Genomic DNA, 21,320 nt, shown 5'->3' on the forward strand with positions numbered 1-21,320 from the left:
AACCCGCTCGACTTGCATGTATTAGGCACGCCGCCAGCGTTCGTCCTGAGCCAGGATCAAACTCTCCATAAAAGTGGTCCGAAGACCGTTATGTTAGAGCTGATTGCTCAATTGTTCAAACGTTTGGCTGTAAATATTCATGTCATTTGTTCAGTTTTCAAAGAACTTTGTGTGACCTGCTCGACCGCGTCTTTCGACGTTATCGCGTCGTCACAAGAAGTTATACTACCAGAGTCTTTTTCGAAAGTCAACACTTTCGTTTAAACTTTTTTTAATCCCTCTTTCCGTACTCTATATAAAGACACTGCCGCGTACAGAAGAAAGGCCAATCCGGCCGCTGCCGCCCCTGCGCTGGTCCATTGCCCGGCCGTCCATTCCAAGGCATAACGGGGCGAATCCCCCCGGAGATATTCCAGCATAAACCGGCCGGCAGAGTACAGGATCACATACCCGGCAAATAAGCAGCCTTTGGGCCATTTATAGAATTTGAGCATAATCAGCAATGCAAAGACAACGATATCCCACTGCCCCTCCCAAACCTCGGCAGGCCAAAGCGGCACAGCTCCATAAGTTTCGAAGGCAATCGTACCCGGGGGATAGAGGATGCCAAACCCAGTACCCGTCGGCGATCCGAAGGCATCTCCATTGAGAAAGCAGGCGGTGCGCCCAATACCCTGCCCCAGAATAACAGCAGGAGCCAACAGATCAGCCAGCTCCAAAAAGGACAGCCGGTGTCGTCGGGCGTACAGAACGGCGGCCAGTCCTCCTCCCGCCAAAGCGCCTTGAATGGAGAGCCCTCCGTTCCAAACCTGGAGGATTTCACCCCAATGCTTGGAGTAGTAACCCCACTGAAAGAAAAATACATGCCACACCCTAGCCATGGCAATGGCTCCAAACATAACGTAAACCACCAGATTGGGGATATGGTCATGGTACGGTGTGCCTTTGGCCAGAAACAGTGCCACCCCCATCGCCAGCAGCACAGCCAAGGCTACAACAAGTCCATAAGAATGCACCGGAATATGACCAATATGAAACAGCACAACTCTCATCTTACGCTCCCCCTCCAGAATATGAATTAAACGCTTCATTATACTACATAACGTAGTATTATCCCACAAAAAAATGTGCTACGAACTTCCGCCCACCATCAGGAGCAGCAGAAAACAGCAGGTAACAAGAACCGGCCGCTGCAGCTTTAAAGGGACCTGTACCTCTTCCTCCGGACTGATCACCTGCAGCATCCGGTAATCAAGGGCCGTTCCCGCAAATTGCAGAGCGGTTCCATATATAGAAGCCCTCTTACCACCAGCCAGCTTAAGCAGCACTGTCCCCACATGAAGGGATGTCCCCATCTGCCGGATGGCAAACCGGTCGGCGAACAGCTCGAGCCAGGTATGCACATAGGCAAGAACCGGTTTAATTACAGGCAAATAAAAGAAGGACTCGGCCATAAGCGTCAGAATAAACAGCCTCAAGTTGTCCCGCTTCCGGCAGTGATGGAGCTCATGCAGCAGAATGCCCCTCACTTCCTCGGCGGAGCACTGCGCAAGCGTTGCGGTGGACACAACGATACGGGGACGCCACAAACCGATGTTAAGTCCCACAAACGCCTTGTCTTGGACCACAAGAATCTCTGTGTTCCACACCCGGTATTCCTCCTGCAGCTGCTTCGACAACTCGCGATGAAGATTGGAGCGGAGCAGGCGCAGACCTTTTACAGTAAGATGCCATTGCTTCAGAATACGCAGCAGCATCCGGCAGCAGCTGTATGCCAGGAGAAAACCCGGCAGAAGGACGGGAAGTCCCGGAGCCCGCCACACGCCCCCAGCCTCTAATACCACGACCCCACCCATCCATCCTGTGACGGCAGCAACCAACAGCACGGTCAGCCCATAGCTGACACCCACTTTACCTCTGGGGCTCATCATCCTTTTCCCCGCTTCATCTCGTTGATTTTCTGCTCCAGCTTGGCCACGATTGCGGGGTTGGCTCCATCCAGCGCGTCAATCATATGGGTGACAATCAAATCCCCATACTCCGAAACAAGCCCCTGGGAGACAGCACGCATCTGCTCATCAAGAAACTGCTCCTTGCCCATTGCCGGCTTAAAGGTGGCTCCCCTGTCCCGGCCCGCCCTGTCCGCTGCTTTGGCCAAATGGCCTTTTTTGAGCAGGCGGTTCATGACGGTCATCACCGCATTCACCGAAATCGGCTCCTCACGGCTTAACATGGACTGCACCTCGCGGATGCTCAGCTCCCCGGAAGACCACAAGAGCTCCATGATTCTCGCCTCCAGCGGTCCAAAAAACCGATTCAGACCCTCGTCGTTTACATTGATCCGGTTAATTCGCATCCGTCCGCCCCCTCACTTTACTACACAGTGTAGTATATGGTATCCATGCTGTCAACCTTGTCCCACAGAAGGCCCTCACTCCCTATCTTAACAGCAAAAAAGACCGGGAGCTAAACCTCTCTCCCGGTCTTTAATCCCGCTGCTCAGCCTAACAGCTGGCGCAGCTCCTCTTCGTTATCGATAATCCGTATGCCCAGCTCCTGGGCCTTGGTCAGCTTGCTGCCGGCCGCTTCTCCGGCAATAACCACGTCGGTTTTTTTGGATACGCTGCCCGTAACCTTGGCCCCCGCCGCCTCTAGCAGCTTGCCCGCTTCATCTCTGGAAAGAGTGGGCAAGGTCCCGGTCAGCACCACGGTTTTGCCATAGAAGAAACCGTCTTTATCGGCAGCCGCTTCAGCCGCCTGCTCCGGCACTTGGGGGGAAACGCCGAGACGGAGCATCTTCTCGATACTGGCACGCATCAGCGGATCATTGAAGAAACTGACGATACTCTCGGCTACAATCCCCCCGATATCCGGCAGCCCCTGCAGCTCCTCCGCTGTAGCAGCCATCACCCCTTCAAGGGAGCGGTAATGATCCGCCAGCACCTTGGTGGTGGTTTTGCCCGTATTGGGGATGCCCAGCGCAAACAGGAAGGATTCCAGCTCCCGTCCTTTGCTTTTTTCCAGCGCATCCAAGAGATTGCGTGCCTTCTTCTCGCCGAAGCGCTCCAGCGTCACCAGCTGCTCCAGCGTCAGCTCATACAGGTCAGCCGGATCGCGGACATTCCGCTCATCGTAGAGCTGCTCCGCGGTTTTTTCGCTGAAGGTCTCAATGTCCATGGCATCCCGGGATGCAAAATGGGCGATCCGCCCAATCAATTGGGGCCGGCAGCCGGTTTTGTTGGGGCAGAACAGATGGGCGCCGCGCCATTCCAATGCGGTTCCGCAAGCGGGACAGGCTTCAGGGGCAGCGATTTCCTCCCCTTCCTCCTCCTCCGTAACCTTGCCGAGAATCTCCGGAATTACGTCATTGGAGCGCCGGATGTACACCAGTGTGCCCAAGCCGCGTTTCAAACCCTTGCGTTCAATATCTCCCAGGTTGTTCAGCGTGCAGTTCTGGACCGTCACCCCGGCCAGTTCAACCGCCTCCACCTTGGCTACCGGCGTCAGCTTGCCCGTCCGGCCCAGCTCCCAGGTTACCGACAGCAGGGTGGTCACCGCCTCCTCCGCCTCGAACTTATAGGCGATGGCCCAACGCGGGAACTTGTCCGTATAACCCAGCACCTCACGGGTGCGCAGATCCGCCACTTTAATGACAATGCCGTCGATAAGAAAATCAAAGCTGCTGCGTTCCCCGGCCACTTTCCGCAGCTCCTCCATCACCTGGTCCATGGTATTGCAATACCGGGTCCAGCCGTTTACCTTGAAATGATTATCCTTCAGGAAATCCGTCATTTCTTTATGGTTGGAAAAACGGACACCCTCCGCATAGCCGATATTATAAAAGAACGCGTCCAACCGCCGTTCCGCCGTGGTCTTGGGGTTCAGGTTGCGCAGCGCACCCGCGGCGGCATTCCGCGCATTCTTCAGAGGCTCCGCAGCCGTCTTGTTATAGTTCTCCAGTACGGACAGGAACATAACCCCCTCGCCCTGCACCTCCAGCGTTCCCTCCTTGAAGGGAATGCGCAAGGGCACTGAACGGATGGTTTTTACCTGGGCCAAAATCCCTTCTCCCACCTGCCCGTTGCCCCGGGTGGCGGCCTGCACCAGCTCCCCGTTCTGGTAGGTCAGATTCAGGGTCAGCCCGTCAAACTTCAGCTCCAGGGCAAAGGAAGGCTCCGGCAGCGGATTGTCCGGATTGGCTTGGTTATATTGGTCCACCAGCTTTTTCACGCGGGTATGCCAAGCCAGCAGGGACGCCTCCGTTTGGGCTTTGTCCAAACTCCACAGCTTGGCCAGATGGCGGTGGGGCGTAAAGCCCTTCAGAATTTCGCCGCCTACCCTCCGGGTGGGGGAGTGGGGCAGCACCAGCCCTGTCTCCTGCTCCAGCTTCATCAACAGATCATACAGGGCGTCATACTCCACATCGCTTGCGGAGGGGGTGTCCAATGTATAGTATTCATGCGCCATCCGGTTAAGCTCTTCAATCAGCTGCTCCATGCGGGCCAGCGGCTCCCGGGAGGTTTCTTCAACGGTCATGCGGCAATCATTCCTTTCGGTGTATATCAGTCAGGTATCTATCTATGCATATATGTAAAAAAGGCTTCTATGCGAAAGCACCTCCAAAGAAGCGGGTCCATCTGCAAAAGAAGCCTTTTTTGGAAGCTTAGGCGTGTCTGAAAACTCCGAGAGGAGCAGCTAATAGCCAAATTTTCGTTCATGGCAAGGGACGAAAAGGCGATGAAAGATGCCCTCAACGAGTTTTCAGGCACGGCCTAGCAAAATTGGTCCGTTTACGCCTGCTTGGAAATCGGGGCAAACTTGGCCAGCAGCCGTTTGACCCCCACCGGCGCGGGGAAAGCAATCTGCAGCTCCGTATCATCGCCGGAGCCCTTGACCGCTACCACAACACCGGTGCCCCACTTGTTGTGGGAGACCTTGTCGCCGACACCGAAGTCGGCGGGATTGTTGCCGCCGGCAGTGCCGGGTACCCCCGCGGGACGTGCCGCGGCCATTCCTCCGGCGCCCATACCGGCGGCTGCGGGGTTGCCTGCGGCCCGGCTGCCGCCGAAGAGGCTGCCGCGGCCGGTTGCCGCCGCGCCGGGCGCACCGCCTCCGCCGCCATAACCGGCGGCAGGTGCACCGCTGCGGCGCTCGCTGTAGCCGCCCCCTCCGATGGGGCGGCCAAAGCCCTCGCGGCCCATACGGGCGGCCGCGGCGGCATCCTCGATGCACTCCCGGGGCAGCTCCTTCAGGAACCGGGAGGGTGCATTGGCGCTGGTGCGGCCGAAGAGCATACGCATCCGGGCGCAGGTCAGGTACAGCTCCTGCTCGGCCCGGGTAATGCCCACATAAGCCAGCCGGCGCTCCTCCTCCAGCTCCTCGTTGCTGTTTTGGACGCGGCTGTGGGGGAAGATATTCTCCTCCATCCCTACTATAAACACAGCGGGGAACTCCAATCCCTTGGCACTGTGCATGGTCATTAGCACCACGGCATCTCCGCTGCCCTCTTCCTCGTCCCTATCCATGGAATCGATGTCGGCGATAAGCGCCAGATCTGTCAAGAAGGACACCAGGGACTTGTCCTCGTTGCGCTTCTCAAACTCCATCGTCACGGAGAGGAACTCGTCGATATTTTCCAGACGGGCCGTGGATTCCAGGGTATTCTCCCGGATCAGCTCCACCTTGTATTCGGTCAGCTCCAGGGTTTTCTCCGTCAGCTCCGTCACGGATAAGTATTCCAGCATCCGGTGGAGATTAGTCACCATTTCATAGAAGTCCCACAGGGTATTCTTGGCCTTCGCCCCCAGCTCCATCCCGTCCAGCTGCCCCAGCATGGCAAACATGGAGATGCCTTGGCGGGCAGCGGCGTCAGCAAGCTTTTCCACCGTGGTATCCCCAATGCCCCGCTTGGGCACATTGATGATCCGCCGCAGGCTGATATCGTCGTCCGGGTTGGAAATGAGCCGCAGGTACGCGAGAATGTCCTTGATTTCCTTACGGTCATAGAACTTGATGCCGCCGACAATCTGGTAGGGCACCTCGGACTTGATGAGAATCTCTTCTATTACCCGGGACTGGGCGTTGGTCCGGTACAGAATAGCATAATCCCGGTATTTCCGGCCCTGGGTCAGGCCCTTCTTGATCTGCGACACTACATAATAGCCTTCCTCATGCTCCGAATCTCCCTGGTACACCTGGATCTTGGAGCCCTCTCCCTTATCCGACCACAGGTTCTTGGCCTTGCGGCCCGAGTTGTTGGCAATCACCTTGTTGGCGGCGTTCAGGATGGTGGAGGTGGAACGGTAATTCTGCTCCAGCAGAATGGTGGTGGCTTCGGGATAATCCTGCTCGAAGTTGAGGATATTGGTAATATCCGCTCCACGCCAGCGGTAGATGGACTGGTCGCTGTCGCCCACCACACAGATGCGGTGGTGCTTGTCGGCAATCATTTTGCAGAGCATATATTGGGCCCGGTTGGTATCCTGATATTCGTCCACATGGACATACTGGAACTTGTTCTGGTAATAATCCAGCACCTCGGGAACCTCTTTGAAGAGCTGGATGGTGGTCATGATCAGGTCGTCGAAGTCCAGGGAGTTGTTGGCCTTCAGCTTTTTCTGATAGAGCTTGTACACTTTGGCAACAATACCGTCAAAATAGTCGCCGATGAGGGCTTCCTTGCGCTCCGGGGTAATCAGCTCGTTTTTGGCATTGCTCATAGCAGCCTGAACCGCCTTGGGTTCGAACTTCTTGGTGTCGACATTCAGCTCCTTCATACAATTCCGGATCACGGACAGCTGGTCGGCTGAATCCAGTATGGAGAAGTTGGAGGAGAATCCGATCCGGGAAATATCCCGGCGCAGGATTTTGACGCACATGGAGTGGAACGTGGATACCCAGATGTCCCTGGCGGAGGGACCTACCAGCTTCTCCACCCGCTCCTGCATCTCCCGGGCTGCCTTATTGGTAAAGGTAATGGCCAGAATGCTCCATGGCGCAGCCTTGTTGGTGGCAATTAAGTAGGCAATCCGGTGGGTCAGCACCCGGGTTTTGCCTGAGCCGGCCCCGGCCATAATAAGAAGAGGACCGTCTACGGTCTGTACCGCCTTCTGCTGAGGGGGATTAAGCAAACGGACCGCCTGTTCAATATTCACTGAAAAGCTCATCACATTCCATCCTGTCTATATTAATTAGTAACATTATGAAGAAAAGGGTAAGGTGCCGCTGCATGCGGATAACGGAACTCCATCCACACGGCGGACCGCTTCCACGGTGGCTATTGCACCGGACAGATTCTGGTAGATGGCGTTGCCTACCACTATGGTATGCGCAGCTTGTGCAGCCTGACGGGCCCGTTCCGGACCGTCAATGCCACCCCCGTAGAACAGCCTGGCGGAGGCCAACCGTTCCTTCACCTGCCGGACCCATGCCATGTTGCCGAAGACACCGCTGTACTCCACATAGAATATGGGGACACGGAACAGCTTGTCTGCCAAGGCGGCATAGGCCAGGACATCCTCCAGGGATTCCGGAGTGACGGCGCCAGTGAGCCCGGCCGCTGTTGATTGTTCATTGAGAATCACATATCCCTCTGCAGCAACCCGGCTCCAGTCCATATACGGCTCCGCATCTCTTAGCACCTGCTGGTGGCGGCCGGTAATCCATTCCCCGCGGGAGGTGTTCAGCACCGAGGGGACCAAATACCAGTCGAACCCCTGCACCAGCGCTTCATCTGTGGAAATTTCCAGGGCGCATACTACGGGGTACCGCCTCAGCCGCTCCAATAACGCCGAAGTATTATCATACGTAATACCGGAGGAGCCGCCGATGACAAAAGCATCGGTGCCGGACCGGCAGAGCTTGTCCAACGCGTCGTCGGACAGGTCTTTTTCGGGATCCAGCTTGAAGATATGGCGCCAATGGGTAAAAGACTCTTGCATGGGAAACCCCTTCCTGCCGAATTGCAAAGGCCGCTTCTCTCTTTCAAGTCTACGGGAGGCTGCACAGGGTGTCAAATGGGTCTTTGGTTGTGCAAGTCTTTGCAGAAATTCAAGATTAACTGTGCTATATTGGATACAGGCAAGCATTAAGTCGTAGGTTATTAGTCTCTTCATAAAGGGGAAGGAACACATGCCCAAGACCATACTGTTGGAAATTGACATTGAAGAGGGGGAAGATTACGTTGTCAAGGAGCTTTTAGCTTACCTGGCTTACACGAAGCGGATCAAGAAGTATCTGTGGCAGGAAAAAGAAAGCGCCTCCCTCCGAAACGCGGTTCCGGGTGCTCCGGGTAACCCCGCGGTCCAGCGGCATTCTCCCAAAGAGGCGCCTGCCGCCGCCAAACCTCCGGCCGTTCCCCCGAAACCTGCGCCCATGCCGCCAGGACCCAAAAATATGGAAGCCTCCCAAATGATGATGTCCATGCTGGAGGATCTCTCACGATGGAAAAAGGAAAACAAGCTGATCCGCTTGAAGGCGCTGAAGGGCAAGGGTCAATTCCTGGACATCGCCTGCAAAATTGTCAGCCATGATGCGGATGTGGGTACGGTTACGGTATATGATGTGGACCGGAAGGTTGTGGAAACCGTACGGCTGACAGAAATTGAAGATATGGCTCAGGCGCTGTGAAAATGCGGAAATGATCCATAAAGCGCCTCTCATGACGAATTCTAAAGCTCCCTCTGCGGCTCATGCCTGCAGCGGGAGTTTTTGGTATGGAGCGGAAGATGGGGAATACTATCATCATGTCTTCTATAAAAGGATGGTTGTTATGTCCTACGATGCACGCACCGGATATCCTAATTGGCTCCGTCTCTTGATTCAGACTGCCGCCGTAACGGTTTTTTTGCTCTCGGCCGTACTGGTATCGCCAGCTTCCGGAGAGGCCGCCGCCACTGTTTTAATGAATAACCCCACCGGCGCCGGCGGGGATACACATGGGCAGGTCGAACGCTTCGATGTTCAGAAGGGCCAGGTGACGGCCCGCATTCCGGTAACGCCGGAAATACAGGAGGAGCTCAGCAAGCTGGCCCAGTCTGCTTCGGGCTCGGCCGGCACCTTCCGGATCGATCCCGCCGACGGTACAGTACTGCATGTTCCCCTGCGGCCGGCGGTGGAAATCCGGCAGCCCGGCTTTTATACCCTGGCCGCCGAGGCTTATCTGTTCATGCCCACGGGCCGGGAGCCATATATTCTGTTCTTCTCGGAGGAAAACGAACCCCGGCTGTTCGGCTTGACGCATCCCGTCACCCGGCTGCTGGCGCTGTGCGGCTGGGAGGATGCGTATGCACCCGCCGGACAATAAGGCGTCCGGCCTCTGCGCTCTGTGCGGACGGACAGGGGTGTCGATCACTGTCCATCACCTGATTCCCCGGGAGATGGGCGGCAGCCATGAACCCACTGCCCAGCTATGCCATCCGTGCCACAAACGGCTGCATGCGCTTTATACCAATGAGGAGCTGGCGGCCCGGCTTTCCAGTATTGCGGCTCTGCAGGCGGATGAGCAGATCAGACTGTATCTGAAATGGATCCGCAAGCAGCCGCCGGAGACCATTCCCCGGACACGGAAGTCCCGGGCCGTGCGTGGCGGACGATAAGGAGTGGAGTTTTCCCCCACTCGGTGGAATTACGCGCCGTGTACCAGCCGCTGGCGATTCTCATCCCAGCGCCATACCGGCTCCTCCGCCGCTGCCTTGAGCTGAACCCCTCCCAATATCCGGTCGACGCCGCCCAGCCTGACATAGTCTGCCTTGCCTGCCAGCACATCCTGGCCGTCCGGGGTCAGATGGACGGTGAAACCCGGCAGGGGCCCCGCATCTCCGTAGCGGGGCAGCTCATCGGGTATACTGAGCCGGAGCAGGGGAGCCGGGCCCGAGCCCAGCCGCCGCAGGTATGCCCAAAAGGCCAGATCCCCGATGCCGAAGAGGGAAAGCGGGCCGGTTGCGGCTTGGAACAGCGGCAGCAGATGGTGGGTTCCGGCGCTGACGGCCTGCAGCGCCGCGCGCTCTACGCGCCCCAGTCCGTCTGCCACGGACGGGAAACGGCTCAGGTGCGCGGCGAAGGCCTCCCGCAGAAAAGGCAGCGCCGCCGTTTCGGCCTGGAGCAGAGCTTCCACCGACCGCGGGTCGGGGGAAGCGTAGGCCTCCCAGGCCCGGCGGCCCAGCGCCAGCGCTTCTGCGGGGACGGGGCGCCGCCCGGGGTAAAGCGCAGCCAGCTGCTCCGCGGTAAGCTGGCCCAGCCCGTGAAACGGCTCGATCCCCGGATACGAGCCGATGGTAACAAGCTGGATGCGGAGGGGCTGTGCGCCGCCCTCCGCATCCAGCCGCGCCAGACGATGCAGCAGGTACGCCTGCATCGTCTGATCGAAGAGATCGTGCTCCATCCAGAGCACGATCTCTTCGCCTTGGGCGGCGGCCCGGGCCAGCGCCGCCTCCTGCTCGCCGCAGGCTCCGGCGAACAGCGCCTGCGGGATGCCATAGGTCTCCTCCATCCAGGCTGCGCGCTTCTCCCGGAAGGCAGGCCCATCCATCTGCGGTGCCACCGGCCCCTCCGTATAATCCTCCCGCCACGGCAAAACCGTTCCTTCGATCCCGGTTTCCTTCAGCTTTTCCGCCACCGCATCCCCGTTAGTAATATGCAGCACTGTCATGCACTCCCTTCCTGATTCCTCACTCTACCCCCATTATATCCCATGTTGCCGAAGGAAACATACATTCGCCTAAATTTATTGCCATTCTTGCCATCCGCCAAGGTATGATAAAAAGCCGGGACCCTTTTTGCGGTTCCCGGCTGAACGGTCTTTTGGTGTTAAGTGCTGCTATTGGCCCGACGGGGAAGGTGAGGCGCTGGCCGGCGCAGGGCTGGCCTCGGCGGGCTTCGCCGTTAACAGCTCCTTTATTCTGGTGGCCACCGCGTCCATATCGGAAGCACTGAGAGCAAAGGCGAAGGCGCCGTCTGTTTTGGCCACCCGGACCAGTTGGTTGTCGATTTTGCCTTCATATACTAGGGGTGTCCCCTCGGTTTGCGTAACGGTCACCTTCAGCTCGGGGGCGGTCCAGTCCACCTCCGACCGTTTTTTGGGGAGGCGGTCTGTGGACAGGAAGATCAGCTGATCCAGCACTCCGCTGCCCTCCTCCGGCTTCAGCTCCTTGTCGCCCAGCTTCCAGGCGGATTCGTACGCTTTTTTGGCCGGGTCAGATTTGGCCAGGGTCCATGTTTCCCCCTTCCACTCCAGAGTCAGGGCGGTAACCTTGTCGTACTCCACCTTGAACACGGATTTATCCAGGAGATCCTCGGCGGTTTTGCTGATGTTGGTGAGTTTGGTATCGTCCGCTTCATATACTGTGTTGGCGTCGCCGGTCTTCATATAGGTAGTCCCGGCCACCGGCAGCGGGTTGCCGATCAGCACCGTCTTTTTGCTGCCGTCTGCCAAAACAGCTTCCACCTGCTGCAGCGGTTGGTCCAGACCGAATTCCCCCAGGTTGGCAGGAGCTTCGTCCACAATCCCCTTCACCGTCAGCGTTGCCAGAGATTCCGCCACCGCATCCGCCGCATACGATTCCACGGGATACGTCTCCGGCGCGGTCATTTCCCAGCCGCCTGCGGTCCGCTTCAGTTGCACGGCGTTGGCCCCGGTGCCCAGCTTCAGCTCCTTCACGTCGGCGCTTTTTACGGCGAACAGCTCCTGATCCGTCTTGACCTCTTCCTTAAAGAAGTTTTCGCTCTTGGCGTAGGCATAGCCGCCGATGAGGACGGCCAGGAGGATCAATGTGGGCAGAAATTTCTTCATCCTTTTCTCCTCCTCCACCAGACTGCTCCCCCTGCCGCCAGGAAGGCCAGCGGGAAGACGGCGATGGTTCCCCAGAAGATCATCTTTTGCTTGGACATGGAAATGTAAACCTGCTCCGGCGCCGCTTCCTCTCTCGGCCGGATGGTCACCACATCCTTCTGCTCATTGAGCCAGCCGGCACTATTCAGGGCAAAATCCCGGTTGCTCTGCTCTGCGATCCAGTCGTCCCGCAGGAACATGCCGTTGCCGATAACCACCGCCTTGGGTTTGTCGTCCTGAGTGGTGACTGCATAAGCCAGATCCAGCGGGCCTGTCAGGTCGCCATCGGTTTTTTTGATGGTGTCCTGGGTTAACTGGGTATTGGCCGAGGTAAAGGGCGCCAGATTCTTCTTGCCATAACCGGCATCGCTGGTCCGCAGCAGGGCGCTGAGCTTATAATCGGCGAAATCCTTCACCGTAGACAGAGACATCGCTGCCGGGAGGGCAACAATGGCCCGCTGCTCCTCCAGCTTGGTGACTATATCGTGATAGCCGTACTGGGGCACGATGGTCAACGGATTAGTCGACAGTGTCTTGGAGGACTCAATGACAAGGGCGTTGTCATTTTGCACCCCGACGGCAGACAGCACCTTGTTCCAGTTGGTCCATTTCGCCATCTCATTGGCCAGTCCCACCGCCATATAGAGCTTGCCTTTATTTTTGACAAAATCGGTGATCAGCGTGGCCTCCTGCTCGGTGGCGTCCTTTTGCGGAGCCAGAATAATCAGGGTCTCCGCATCCTCCGGGATAGCCCCTGCCGAAAACAGGTTGAGCTCCTTGATTTGCATACCTTCATTCTCCAGCCCGCTCTTGAAGGCGGAGGCGTCGGAGAGGGTCACCTCATTATGTCCGGTGATGGCGTAGGCGATATGTTTTTGCCCGGAGGTCAGATCCACCAGCGCCTGGGTGAACTTCGCTTCCCCACTGAAGGTATAGGTGGTCTGCTGGGAGCCGTAGCCGAACAGCTCGGAGCTGGTGACGCTTTTGGTTTTGCCGCCGCTCTCAAAAATAATGGTGCCGTATGAGCCGATCTCATATTTTTGGGCCAGGGAAGGGTTCTTCTTAGGGTCTACTTCCTCCCAGGTGAACTTGCCGCTGCGCTTCTGGTATTCATCCAGCAGATCCTTGATCTGGCGGCTGACCACTCCTTGACCCGGATCGGTAAACGCAATGGCATGAACGTCCTGCTCCAGATTCTTCAGGGTGGTGATGGTTTTATCGGACAGGGTGAATTTTTTGTTGGCGGTCAAATCCCACTGGGCCCCCTTCAAGGAGTGCAGGAAGATGGTGAGCAGGATAAATATGCCCACCACCGCCAATGACAGAACGGCGGCGTTAGCGCCTTTGATCCAATTTTTCACAGTTGTATCCTCCTAAAGGTTTTCGCGGGAGCGAAAACTGGCTTCGTAAGCATCTGCTGGGCTTTCTGAAAGGAAAGCCTACTTCGTAAGCATCTGCTCCATCCTCTATCTCCAGCGTTTGCGCTCCAGCACCTGAATGCTCAGCACCAGGAACATGGCCACCATCGTCACATAGAACAGCACGTCCGGCAGGTCAAAGATCCCCTTCTGTAAGTTGGTAAGCCGCTGGACGATGGAGAATTGTGTGAAGATATCCCGGGCGGAGGAGAACAGGCTGTAGCCCAGCCAGTCAATAACCCACAGCAACAGCAGCATGGCAAACGCCGCAATGCCCGCAATCATCTGATGCGAGGACAGGGACGAGCAGAACAGCCCAACGGCCATCATGGCCGCTCCCAGGAGGAACAGGCTCAGGTATGACAGCCACAGGACCGGCTGGTCCAACGAACCGTAGGTGCCCATAATCAACGGATACAGGAGGCTGAAGGCCACCAGCAGGAAGTGCACCAGCAGTGCGGCCAGATACTTGCCCATGACAATTTCCGTTAAGCTGGCCGGTGAGGTGAGCAACAGCTCATCCGTTCCCTGGCGCAGCTCCTCGGACACCAGGCGCATGGTGAGGAGGGGAATCACGAACAGATAGAACAGGATCATATTGGACATCAAGGGACGCATATCCACGGTGAAGGAGGAGAGAAAATCATTGGCAAAGAAAAACCCCGCCAACAAGAAGTAAAAGGCAAACGCTACATATGCCACCGGGGAATAAAAGTACATTTGGAGCTCCTTGCGGCAAATCGCCCAGGTTCTACGCACGGCTGTCGCCTCCTTCCCCTGCTTCGGTCTCCTCTTCGGCTTTATCCTCGTCTGAACGATTCTCAGCCGGTTCTGCCGTCTGCGGCACAGCCCCATCCTCACGAATCACGACGGATGGATCCTGGCTGGTCAATTGCAGGAAGATATCCTCGAGGCTGAGATTCTCCCGTTTCATCTCAAGAATGGGAAGCCCCCGCTCCGCCATGCGGAAGAAGATGGCCTCCCGGATATCCGTGCGGTCCCGGGCGGATACCAGAAGCGAGGAGGTTTCGCTGCTTGCTTCCTGACCTGGAGCAGACGGCTCCCGGATCTTGACGGCCTCCACCTGGGGCAGCAAGGCCAGCTCCCGCAGGATATGCTCCCGCTCGCCCCGGATCTCCAGGGAAACCTGGAACTTGCTCTCCATTTGCCCGCCCAGCTCTTCGGGATTGCCGTCCAACACAATCTGACCCTGGTTGATGATCAGGACACGGTTGCACAGGGTATTGACCTCGGGCAAAATGTGGGTGCTGAGCAGGACGGTATGCTTTTCCCCCAGCTCCTTGATCAGCTGGCGGATTTCGATAATTTGCTTGGGGTCCAGACCGGAGGTAGGCTCATCGAGAATCAGCAGATCAGGCTGATGCAGAATGGCCTGGGCCAGACCCAGCCGCTGCCGGTAGCCTTTGGACAGCCCCTTGATGATCTGCTTCTCTCTCCCCTTTAACCCCAGCTTCTCCACCGCTTCCCCGATGCGGATTCGCTGCTCCCGGATGGGAATGTCCCGCAGATCGGCGACAAACTTCAAGTAAGCGCCTACGGACATCTCGGGATACAAAGGCGGTGTTTCCGGCAGATAGCCGATTTTGCGGCGCGCCTTCTTGGGATGTTCGGCCATGGACAGGCCATCCACCAGAATTTTCCCCTTGGTCGGGTTCAGATACCCGGTAATCATCCGCATGGTGGTGGTTTTGCCGGCCCCGTTGGGCCCGAGAAAACCGACAATTTCCCCACGGCTCATGGAGAAATCCATATGGCGGACGCCGCGCTGGTTTTCGTACATTTTGCTGACCTCGCGCACTTCTAACACTTGGTTACCCCCCAAATATTCGAATGTTTTGACTTACACGTTTTGAGGCTTAGGCAAATTCAATATACGTATCGAACTCTAAACGCAGCTTAAAAAAATCTGAAAGCAAGCTTAAAAATATGTGTCTAATTTGTGACAATCAGTGATGTCCGTCTATCGTTTATGCGCGGTGTTTGTAATAGCGAAACCCATTCTTCCGTTATTTAGGCGTTACCGCAGGTTTGGTACCTATAGCGGGAGTCTAATCTCCGCTATCGCCCGCCAAATGGGGACATGGGGAGAAAAACCACGGCAATAACGGAAGAGCCGCCTCCTCTATTTTCCATCTGCCGCCCTTTTTGTGGTAGATAGCGGGGCCCCCCCTTCCCCTATTGGGCGAATCTCCAACCTCTTATCTCCTGTCTTGTATGCGCCAGGTTTCCATAATCGGCCGATTTGGCTGGAAACTGTCCCGCGGCGGGTTTTGTACCAATCAGGAGTTGCACCAATCCGAAAATAACGGAAGCGATCTTCCGCTATTCCACCGCCGGAGTGTTATCCCCTCCCGATAGCGGAAGCTGTTTTCCGTTATTCTGGTGCTGACCCGGCTCACAGACATCAGAAGGGCATGTTAACGGAAATCCCTTTCCGTTATCTGCCTGTCAGCTCCGGCCGATAAGCAATTAGCGGAAAAACCTTTCCGCTATGACGCCCTTCTCCCAGAGGCCTGCTGTAGAGCTGCCCGGTTCCGCTTGTCCCACCAGTAAACAAAAAAGACTGCCCCTCCGCCACACTACGGCGTTAAGACAGTCTTACTGTTTTTTACCGCGTCAACTGTCCGCGGGTCACACCCAACTGGTTGGTAGCCTTCAGCGTTTTCCAGACCTGCGTGCCGGAGATTCGGCCGGCCATGGCCTCCCGGTACAGCTTAATAACCTCGTGCACCTTATCCGCCGATTCCTCCAGGAACTCGATCCGGAACCGGGACACGCCCAGGTCGATAAAATGCTGCAGATACTCCGCTCCGGATTGCTCGATGGCATTGTACACGGTGTTGCGGCAGCCGTCATCCACCCGGACGGGATGGGAGAAGCCGACCCGGTCCTTGAGGGAAACCCGGTGCTCCTCGCAGGGCCGTCCGCAATTAGTGTAATCCGTGCCTTCGCTCAGGAAGGTGCAGTACACGCAATGCTCCGTATGGAACATGGGCATATGCTGCTGGATCACCACCTCCATCCGGGAGGTGTCGGAGCGCTCCATCAGATCGGTCATCTGCTGGATGTTCAAATCATAGGAAGGGACAATCCACGAGCAGCCCGCCTCCAAAAAGAGAGCCGCCGCCTTATGGTTGGCGATATTCAGCGAGTAGTCCCCCACCAGCTCAGGCATAGGCTCCGCCGGATTCTCCTTGCCGCTCTCCAGGAACGCCTGCAGGGCTCCCGTATTCCGGACCAGCACCGCATCCGGCTTCAAACGGAGAATATTGCGGAAGTATCCGCCCTCCCCCGGCATATGGATCCGTGGAGCAGCCAGGCCGATTTCATGTCCGGGTCCGGCTGCGCGTACTGCCTCCACTGCCTCCGGAAATTGCTTAATGAATTCAAAATCGGCATAAATCCGGCCGATTCCGCATTCCAACGCAGCATGCACCTGCTCCATGCTTCTGCACAGGACCGTCAGCTCCGGCTTCAGGGCCTGCGGCTTATACTGATGGGCATCCGCATATACGCGGATGGAGCGTTTCGTATACGCCGGGGGTTTACGCCGTTCATCCTCCAGCTCCTCCACCGCCTCCCGGCGCAGCCGGTTCAGCTCCCGCATCGGCACAATCAGCTCGCCCTTCAGATGGACCTCCAGCTTTTCCAGTTCAAAAAGCGTACCGCCTGTCCGTCCCAGCTGTTCCTCCAAAAACGCCTCATCCATAGGGCGCTTCATCGCCTGCTCCAATAGAAGCTCGGATTCCTTATAGATACAATTGCCGGTTTCCATATCCGTCCACCAGGTTCGCAGCGGCTCTCCCAAAGAACCGGCCACACGTACGGCAAGCGGGAAGACCCGGTACGGCTTCTCGGTTTCGAAGGTTTGACGGAGCCGCTTGTCCAGCTTCAAGTCACTGGTTTTCCAGATGCGGTTGCCGGGATGGATTTTGGTCACATCCACATCGTTGCGTCCCATAATGATCCGCACCATACCCTCGGGAAACTCGCCCTCTATCTTTTGCTCGCCGCACCAGAGATCATAAACCCGTCCGCCCTCTTCATTCTTGGTGGGGTCCCCGGCATCAAACACGATTCCATCGCCCCGCTTCACGGGTCCGATCAGCTCGCAGAGCACAGCATCCTTCAGCACTTCCTTCACCCTGCCCAAGAAGACACCACGGCTTTTGGGGTAGGTACCGTCCAGAAGCTTGCGGTGATTGGTGCCCTTCAGGAATCCGTGGGTGAAGCCTCTGGAAAAGCTTTGCTCCAGCTCCCTCATTTCCTCCATTGTAGGCTCTACAGGCTTGCCTTCCAGATGCCGGTCAATGGCGGCTCTGTATTTGGAGGTAACATTGGCTACATATTCCGGGCTTTTCATCCGCCCCTCGATCTTGAAGGAGGAAACCCCCGCTTCGATCAGCTCCGGCACCAGCTCCAACGCAGCCAGATCCTTGGGAGACAGCAGATATGCCACATCTCCCATAGGCTTCACTTCCCCGTCCACTTCCATATCGTAAGGGAGCCGGCAGGCCTGCGCGCATTCCCCCCGATTGGCGGAGCGGCCGCCCCACATTTCACTGGTCAGGCATTGCCCGGAGTACGAGACACATATAGCCCCATGCACGAAGATTTCCAACGGCATGACGGCTGCTTCTCCGATGGTGCGGATTTGCTTCATATTGTTTTCGCGGCCAAGCACCACGCGGCTTAAGCCGTAGGGCTTGATAAACTCCACCCCTTCAGCGGAGGTAATGGTCATTTGGGTGGAGCCGTGGATGGGGAAGTCCGGAGAAATCTCGCGGATCATCCGCACCAGGCCCAGGTCCTGGACAATGACGGCATCCACACCCGCATCCACGCAGGCCTCCACCAGCTGGCGGGCTTCATCCAGTTCATTTTCGAAAACGAGAATGTTAAAGGTCAGGAATCCCTTCACTCCGTACATATGCAGAAACGCCATAATTTCCGGCAGCTCGTCCATGGTAAAATTATTGGCACGCGCTCTTGCGTTGAATTTCTCCACTCCAAAATAAACGGCATCTGCGCCATTGGCCACCGCCGCCCGCATACATTCCCAATCCCCGGCAGGGGCAAGCAGTTCCACTTCCTGGCGATCTATATGAACAGACATTATTATTCCTCCTCAGGGCTTCCTGAATGAAAGCCTACTTCGCAAGCTTACACTCTTGCTTTTTTCATCCGCCCGTTAACCACGGACTGCTTTAGTGTAGCATGCCAACCGGAGCAATTCCATGGCAGGAAAGGGATTCTCCCCGGTTTTCCCTATATTTTCGTGAAAATTCCGTTGCAATTTAAAAATCATCATGATATATTAAAGGTCCGGCCAGAAACGCAGTAAAGCGCTTTAAGAAAAATTTTGCTGTGGCAGTTGTAATTTTCGGCTGTGTCGGTTACAATATCAAACGTTCGACTTGTATGGAGAGGTGTCCGAGTTTGGTCGAAGGAGCACGATTGGAAATCGTGTAGGCGTCACAAGCGTCTCGAGGGTTCGAATCCCTCTCTCTCCGTAGCTTATACCTTTTTTTGACGACGCGGGGTGGAGCAGCCCGGTAGCTCGTCGGGCTCATAACCCGAAGGCCGCAGGTTCAAATCCTGCCCCCGCAATAGTTTTATACGGAGCCGTGGTGTAGAGGCCTAACATGCCTGCCTGTCACGCAGGAGACCGCGAGTTCGAATCTCGTCGGCTCCGTACCTTATATGCCGGTTTAGCTCAATTGGTAGAGCAACTGACTTGTAATCAGTAGGTTGGGGGTTCAAGTCCTCTAGCCGGCACCATTTTTTTGTGGAGGGCTAGCGAAGTGGCCAAACGCGGGAGACTGTAAATCTCTTCCTTCGGGTTCGGTGGTTCGAATCCATCGCCCTCCACCATTTTTACCTTGTTTTATGGCGATCGTGGCGAAGTGGTTAACGCATCGGTTTGTGGATCCGACACTCGAGGGTTCAATTCCCTTCGATCGCCCTTTCCTTTGTGAGCCATTAGCTCAGTTGGTAGAGCACCTGACTTTTAATCAGGGTGTCGTAGGTTCGAGTCCTACATGGCTCATGTTCTTTTTCTTGATTTTTACCCCTCACCATGTTATTGTTATTTTTGCCTGATTTTAATAGAATATGCGGTCGTGGTGGAATGGCAGACACGCTACTTTGAGGGGGTAGTGGGCGAAAGCTCGTGGAGGTTCGAGTCCTCTCGACCGCACTATAATGAAAGAAGCCTGGTGATGAACCAAGGCTTCTTTTTTTTCTGTTTTTGGGGTCACCGCAACAAACGATGCTGTACAGGCGTATAGATAACTGGAAGCTTAATGGGAAAGGGGTATTCGAAGAATGGACAAGCACGATCAAACTGCAGCACCAGCCAAAAAGAGCTTAACCCGCGAGATTCTGGGCTGGGTTTGGATTATTCCGGTAGCCTTTGTCGCCAATATGCTCATTCAAAATTATGCCTTCGCGCAAACAGAGGTGCGCAGCATCTCCATGCAAGGTACACTTTATGAAGGCCAGCGGCTGATTGAGAATAAGCTGACTTACCGGTTCAGCGATCCGGGCCGCGGGGACATTATCATTCTTGACGGACCGGAGTACAAGGACCGCCTCATTAAAAGATTAATCGGACTGCCCGGCGATATTATTGATATGAAGGACGGGCGTGTATATGTAAACGGAGAGCTGCTGGAGGAGCCGTATGTCAAAGGAACCACCTACGCCGCCGGTTTATCCGTGCCGTATACCGTTCCCGAAGGGCATGTGTTTGTGATGGGCGACAACCGGGAAAGAAGCACCGATAGCCGCCAACTGGGGCCATTTGCTTTAACCAGCGTTGAGGGCAAGGCCGTACTCCGGGTCTGGCCGCTGAAGGATTTTGGGCAGGTGGATTAGGACAGCCTCGCCAAGGAACTGAACTACGTTCCGAATGTAATGGTCAGAAGTTTGAAGATACGGGAAACCACAATCCTTGGTTAGTTCCTGACGGATTCCGCGGGGGTGCCTACGGCTACCTGCTTCACGGCCTGAAGGAAACCAGCAGCAGCCTTGGTTATGTTCTGGTGGTGTGCAGCAACAAGCAGTCCCACCGGATGCTATCTGAGCGCTAAAAAGGAGATTGCACATATGACAAAGTTGAAGGCGATGACCTTTAATCTCAGGATTATGGCGGAGTCTGACGGCGACAATGTCTGGACCCGCCGCGTCCGTGCGGCGGCACAGGCGGTTCTCCGCGAGCAGCCGGATATTCTGTGCACCCAAGAAGGACGTTACAGCATGCTGCAGGACCTGCAGGCGGAGCTGCCCGGGTACCTGTGGATCGGCGAAGGACGCCGGGGAGGCCGTGAGGATGAGCATTGTGCCGTGTTTTATGATAAGGCCAAATGGATGTGCCTGGAAGCAGGGCATTTCAGCCTGTCGGAGGAGCCGGAAGTACTGGGAACGTTAAGCTGGGATACGAATTGCCCCCGTATGTGTACCTGGGTACGGCTCCAGGCGTTGGAGACCGGCCGGGAAATCGCCGTGTTTAATACCCATCTGGACCATATCAGTAATGAGGCTCAGATCAAAGGTATGGAGCTGATCCGCAGACGGATGGAAAGCTTCAGGAAGTCTGCGCCGGGGACACCCCTGCTTCTTGCAGGAGACCTGAATGTGGAGCCGGATCATCCGGTGATTCTCGGGCTGGAGCAGGCGGGATACCGGAACGCCTATGCCGTATTGCCTCCCGGCCCACCGGAGTTCAACCCCGGCCGGACCTTCCATGATTTCCTGGGCGGCGAGGATGGATTGCCCATCGACTACATCTTCACCGCTCCCTCTGTTAACGTGGAAGCTGTGCGGGTGGACCGGAAGAAGTATGAAGGCCGGTATCCGTCCGACCATTATCCGGTCTGCGCCATTCTGGAGCTGCCTGGCTGAAACCACCCCTTTTGCTCTAAACCCGTCTGACGGAGATCTCCGATTAGGCGGTTTTTTTGTTATCGACAAGCCTTTTCATTTCCCTCTTGCGCATCAGCCAGGATGGTGCTATAATCAAATTCGTCGCTAAAACGATAGAACTTCATTTG

Annotated in this window: 17 protein-coding genes, 8 tRNA genes and 1 rRNA gene; 13 read left to right on the forward strand and 13 right to left on the reverse strand. The window is 56.2% G+C overall.

What is annotated here, in order from left to right:
• The 7 genes from ACI1P1_RS20045 to pcrB all read right to left on the reverse strand — a co-directional run.
• Positions 1-72 (reverse strand): 16S ribosomal RNA (locus ACI1P1_RS20045); the annotation flags it as partial.
• A gap of 188 nt (positions 73-260) precedes the next feature.
• Positions 261-1,052, reverse strand: coding sequence for a prolipoprotein diacylglyceryl transferase (gene lgt / locus ACI1P1_RS20050; RefSeq protein ID WP_416218232.1), 792 nt, complete (start codon positions 1,050-1,052; stop codon positions 261-263).
• Between the two features lie 78 nt (positions 1,053-1,130).
• Positions 1,131-1,931 (reverse strand): M56 family metallopeptidase, encoded by an 801-nt coding sequence (locus ACI1P1_RS20055; RefSeq protein WP_416218233.1) that lies wholly within the window; start codon positions 1,929-1,931, stop codon positions 1,131-1,133.
• The gene (locus ACI1P1_RS20060; RefSeq protein WP_416218234.1) at positions 1,928-2,356 is read right to left on the reverse strand and encodes a BlaI/MecI/CopY family transcriptional regulator; all 429 of its coding nucleotides are present in this window, start codon (positions 2,354-2,356) and stop codon (positions 1,928-1,930) included. The genes ACI1P1_RS20055 and ACI1P1_RS20060 overlap by 4 nt, the downstream gene beginning before the upstream one ends.
• Before the next feature lie 143 nt (positions 2,357-2,499).
• Positions 2,500-4,536 carry an NAD-dependent DNA ligase LigA gene (gene ligA / locus ACI1P1_RS20065; RefSeq protein WP_416218235.1) on the reverse strand — a complete coding sequence of 679 codons (2,037 nt, stop codon included), beginning with the start codon at positions 4,534-4,536 and terminating at the stop codon, positions 2,500-2,502.
• A gap of 254 nt (positions 4,537-4,790) precedes the next feature.
• A complete protein-coding gene (pcrA, locus tag ACI1P1_RS20070; RefSeq protein WP_416218236.1) occupies positions 4,791-7,166 on the reverse strand; it encodes a DNA helicase PcrA in 2,376 nt (791 codons plus the stop codon).
• A 33-nt stretch (positions 7,167-7,199) separates the two neighbouring features.
• A complete protein-coding gene (gene pcrB / locus ACI1P1_RS20075) occupies positions 7,200-7,940 on the reverse strand; it encodes a heptaprenylglyceryl phosphate synthase (protein ID WP_416218237.1) in 741 nt (246 codons plus the stop codon).
• Positions 7,941-8,130: 190 nt separating this feature from the next.
• On the opposite strand from pcrB, the gene ACI1P1_RS20080 reads away from it, so the two are divergent.
• The 3 genes from ACI1P1_RS20080 (at position 8,131) to ACI1P1_RS20090 (ending at position 9,596) form a co-directional block, all read left to right on the forward strand.
• Positions 8,131-8,628 (forward strand): hypothetical protein, encoded by a 498-nt coding sequence (locus tag ACI1P1_RS20080; protein WP_416218238.1) that lies wholly within the window; start codon positions 8,131-8,133, stop codon positions 8,626-8,628.
• Between the two features lie 142 nt (positions 8,629-8,770).
• A complete protein-coding gene (locus ACI1P1_RS20085) occupies positions 8,771-9,304 on the forward strand; it encodes a hypothetical protein (protein WP_416218239.1) in 534 nt (177 codons plus the stop codon).
• Positions 9,285-9,596 (forward strand): HNH endonuclease, encoded by a 312-nt coding sequence (locus tag ACI1P1_RS20090; RefSeq protein WP_416218240.1) that lies wholly within the window; start codon positions 9,285-9,287, stop codon positions 9,594-9,596. The genes ACI1P1_RS20085 and ACI1P1_RS20090 overlap by 20 nt, the downstream gene beginning before the upstream one ends.
• 29 nt (positions 9,597-9,625) lie before the next feature.
• Here the strand turns inward: ACI1P1_RS20090 and ACI1P1_RS20095 are convergent, their stop codons facing one another.
• The 6 genes from ACI1P1_RS20095 to ACI1P1_RS20120 form a co-directional block, all read right to left on the reverse strand.
• A complete protein-coding gene (locus tag ACI1P1_RS20095; RefSeq protein ID WP_416218241.1) occupies positions 9,626-10,648 on the reverse strand; it encodes a DUF1835 domain-containing protein in 1,023 nt (340 codons plus the stop codon).
• A gap of 168 nt (positions 10,649-10,816) precedes the next feature.
• Positions 10,817-11,788, reverse strand: coding sequence for a DUF4340 domain-containing protein (locus ACI1P1_RS20100; RefSeq protein ID WP_416218242.1), 972 nt, complete (start codon positions 11,786-11,788; stop codon positions 10,817-10,819).
• Positions 11,785-13,188, reverse strand: a complete 1,404-nt coding sequence (locus ACI1P1_RS20105) for a GldG family protein (protein ID WP_416218243.1) — start codon at positions 13,186-13,188, stop codon at positions 11,785-11,787. The genes ACI1P1_RS20100 and ACI1P1_RS20105 overlap by 4 nt, the downstream gene beginning before the upstream one ends.
• A gap of 105 nt (positions 13,189-13,293) precedes the next feature.
• On the reverse strand, positions 13,294-14,004 hold the full coding sequence (locus tag ACI1P1_RS20110; RefSeq protein WP_416218244.1) for an ABC transporter permease: 711 nt from the start codon (positions 14,002-14,004) through the stop codon (positions 13,294-13,296).
• Complete coding sequence (locus ACI1P1_RS20115; RefSeq protein ID WP_416218245.1) at positions 13,997-15,073, reverse strand: ABC transporter ATP-binding protein; 1,077 nt, start codon at positions 15,071-15,073, stop codon at positions 13,997-13,999. Before ACI1P1_RS20115 ends, ACI1P1_RS20110 begins: the two co-directional genes overlap by 8 nt.
• A gap of 801 nt (positions 15,074-15,874) precedes the next feature.
• A complete protein-coding gene (locus ACI1P1_RS20120) occupies positions 15,875-18,382 on the reverse strand; it encodes a U32 family peptidase (protein WP_416218246.1) in 2,508 nt (835 codons plus the stop codon).
• Between the two features lie 307 nt (positions 18,383-18,689).
• Here ACI1P1_RS20120 and ACI1P1_RS20125 point away from each other — a divergent pair.
• The 10 genes from ACI1P1_RS20125 to ACI1P1_RS20170 all read left to right on the forward strand — a co-directional run bounded on the left by ACI1P1_RS20125 (position 18,690) and on the right by ACI1P1_RS20170 (position 21,171).
• Positions 18,690-18,779, forward strand: a tRNA-Ser gene (locus ACI1P1_RS20125).
• A 23-nt stretch (positions 18,780-18,802) separates the two neighbouring features.
• Positions 18,803-18,876: transfer RNA gene (locus tag ACI1P1_RS20130), tRNA-Met, on the forward strand.
• Positions 18,877-18,887: 11 nt separating this feature from the next.
• Positions 18,888-18,961, forward strand: a tRNA-Asp gene (locus ACI1P1_RS20135).
• Between the two features lie 10 nt (positions 18,962-18,971).
• Positions 18,972-19,047: transfer RNA gene (locus tag ACI1P1_RS20140), tRNA-Thr, on the forward strand.
• A gap of 9 nt (positions 19,048-19,056) precedes the next feature.
• A tRNA-Tyr gene (locus ACI1P1_RS20145) sits at positions 19,057-19,140 on the forward strand.
• Between the two features lie 18 nt (positions 19,141-19,158).
• Positions 19,159-19,231: transfer RNA gene (locus ACI1P1_RS20150), tRNA-His, on the forward strand.
• Between the two features lie 11 nt (positions 19,232-19,242).
• A tRNA-Lys gene (locus ACI1P1_RS20155) sits at positions 19,243-19,315 on the forward strand.
• Between the two features lie 67 nt (positions 19,316-19,382).
• Positions 19,383-19,465 (forward strand) — tRNA-Leu (locus ACI1P1_RS20160).
• Between the two features lie 128 nt (positions 19,466-19,593).
• Positions 19,594-20,145 (forward strand): signal peptidase I, encoded by a 552-nt coding sequence (gene lepB, locus ACI1P1_RS20165; RefSeq protein ID WP_416218247.1) that lies wholly within the window; start codon positions 19,594-19,596, stop codon positions 20,143-20,145.
• Between the two features lie 231 nt (positions 20,146-20,376).
• Positions 20,377-21,171, forward strand: coding sequence for an endonuclease/exonuclease/phosphatase family protein (locus tag ACI1P1_RS20170; protein WP_416218248.1), 795 nt, complete (start codon positions 20,377-20,379; stop codon positions 21,169-21,171).
• Positions 21,172-21,320: the final 149 nt, after the last annotated feature.

This window comes from Paenibacillus mesotrionivorans (assembly GCF_046098205.1).
GTDB lineage: Bacteria > Bacillota > Bacilli > Paenibacillales > NBRC-103111 > Paenibacillus_AR > Paenibacillus_AR mesotrionivorans.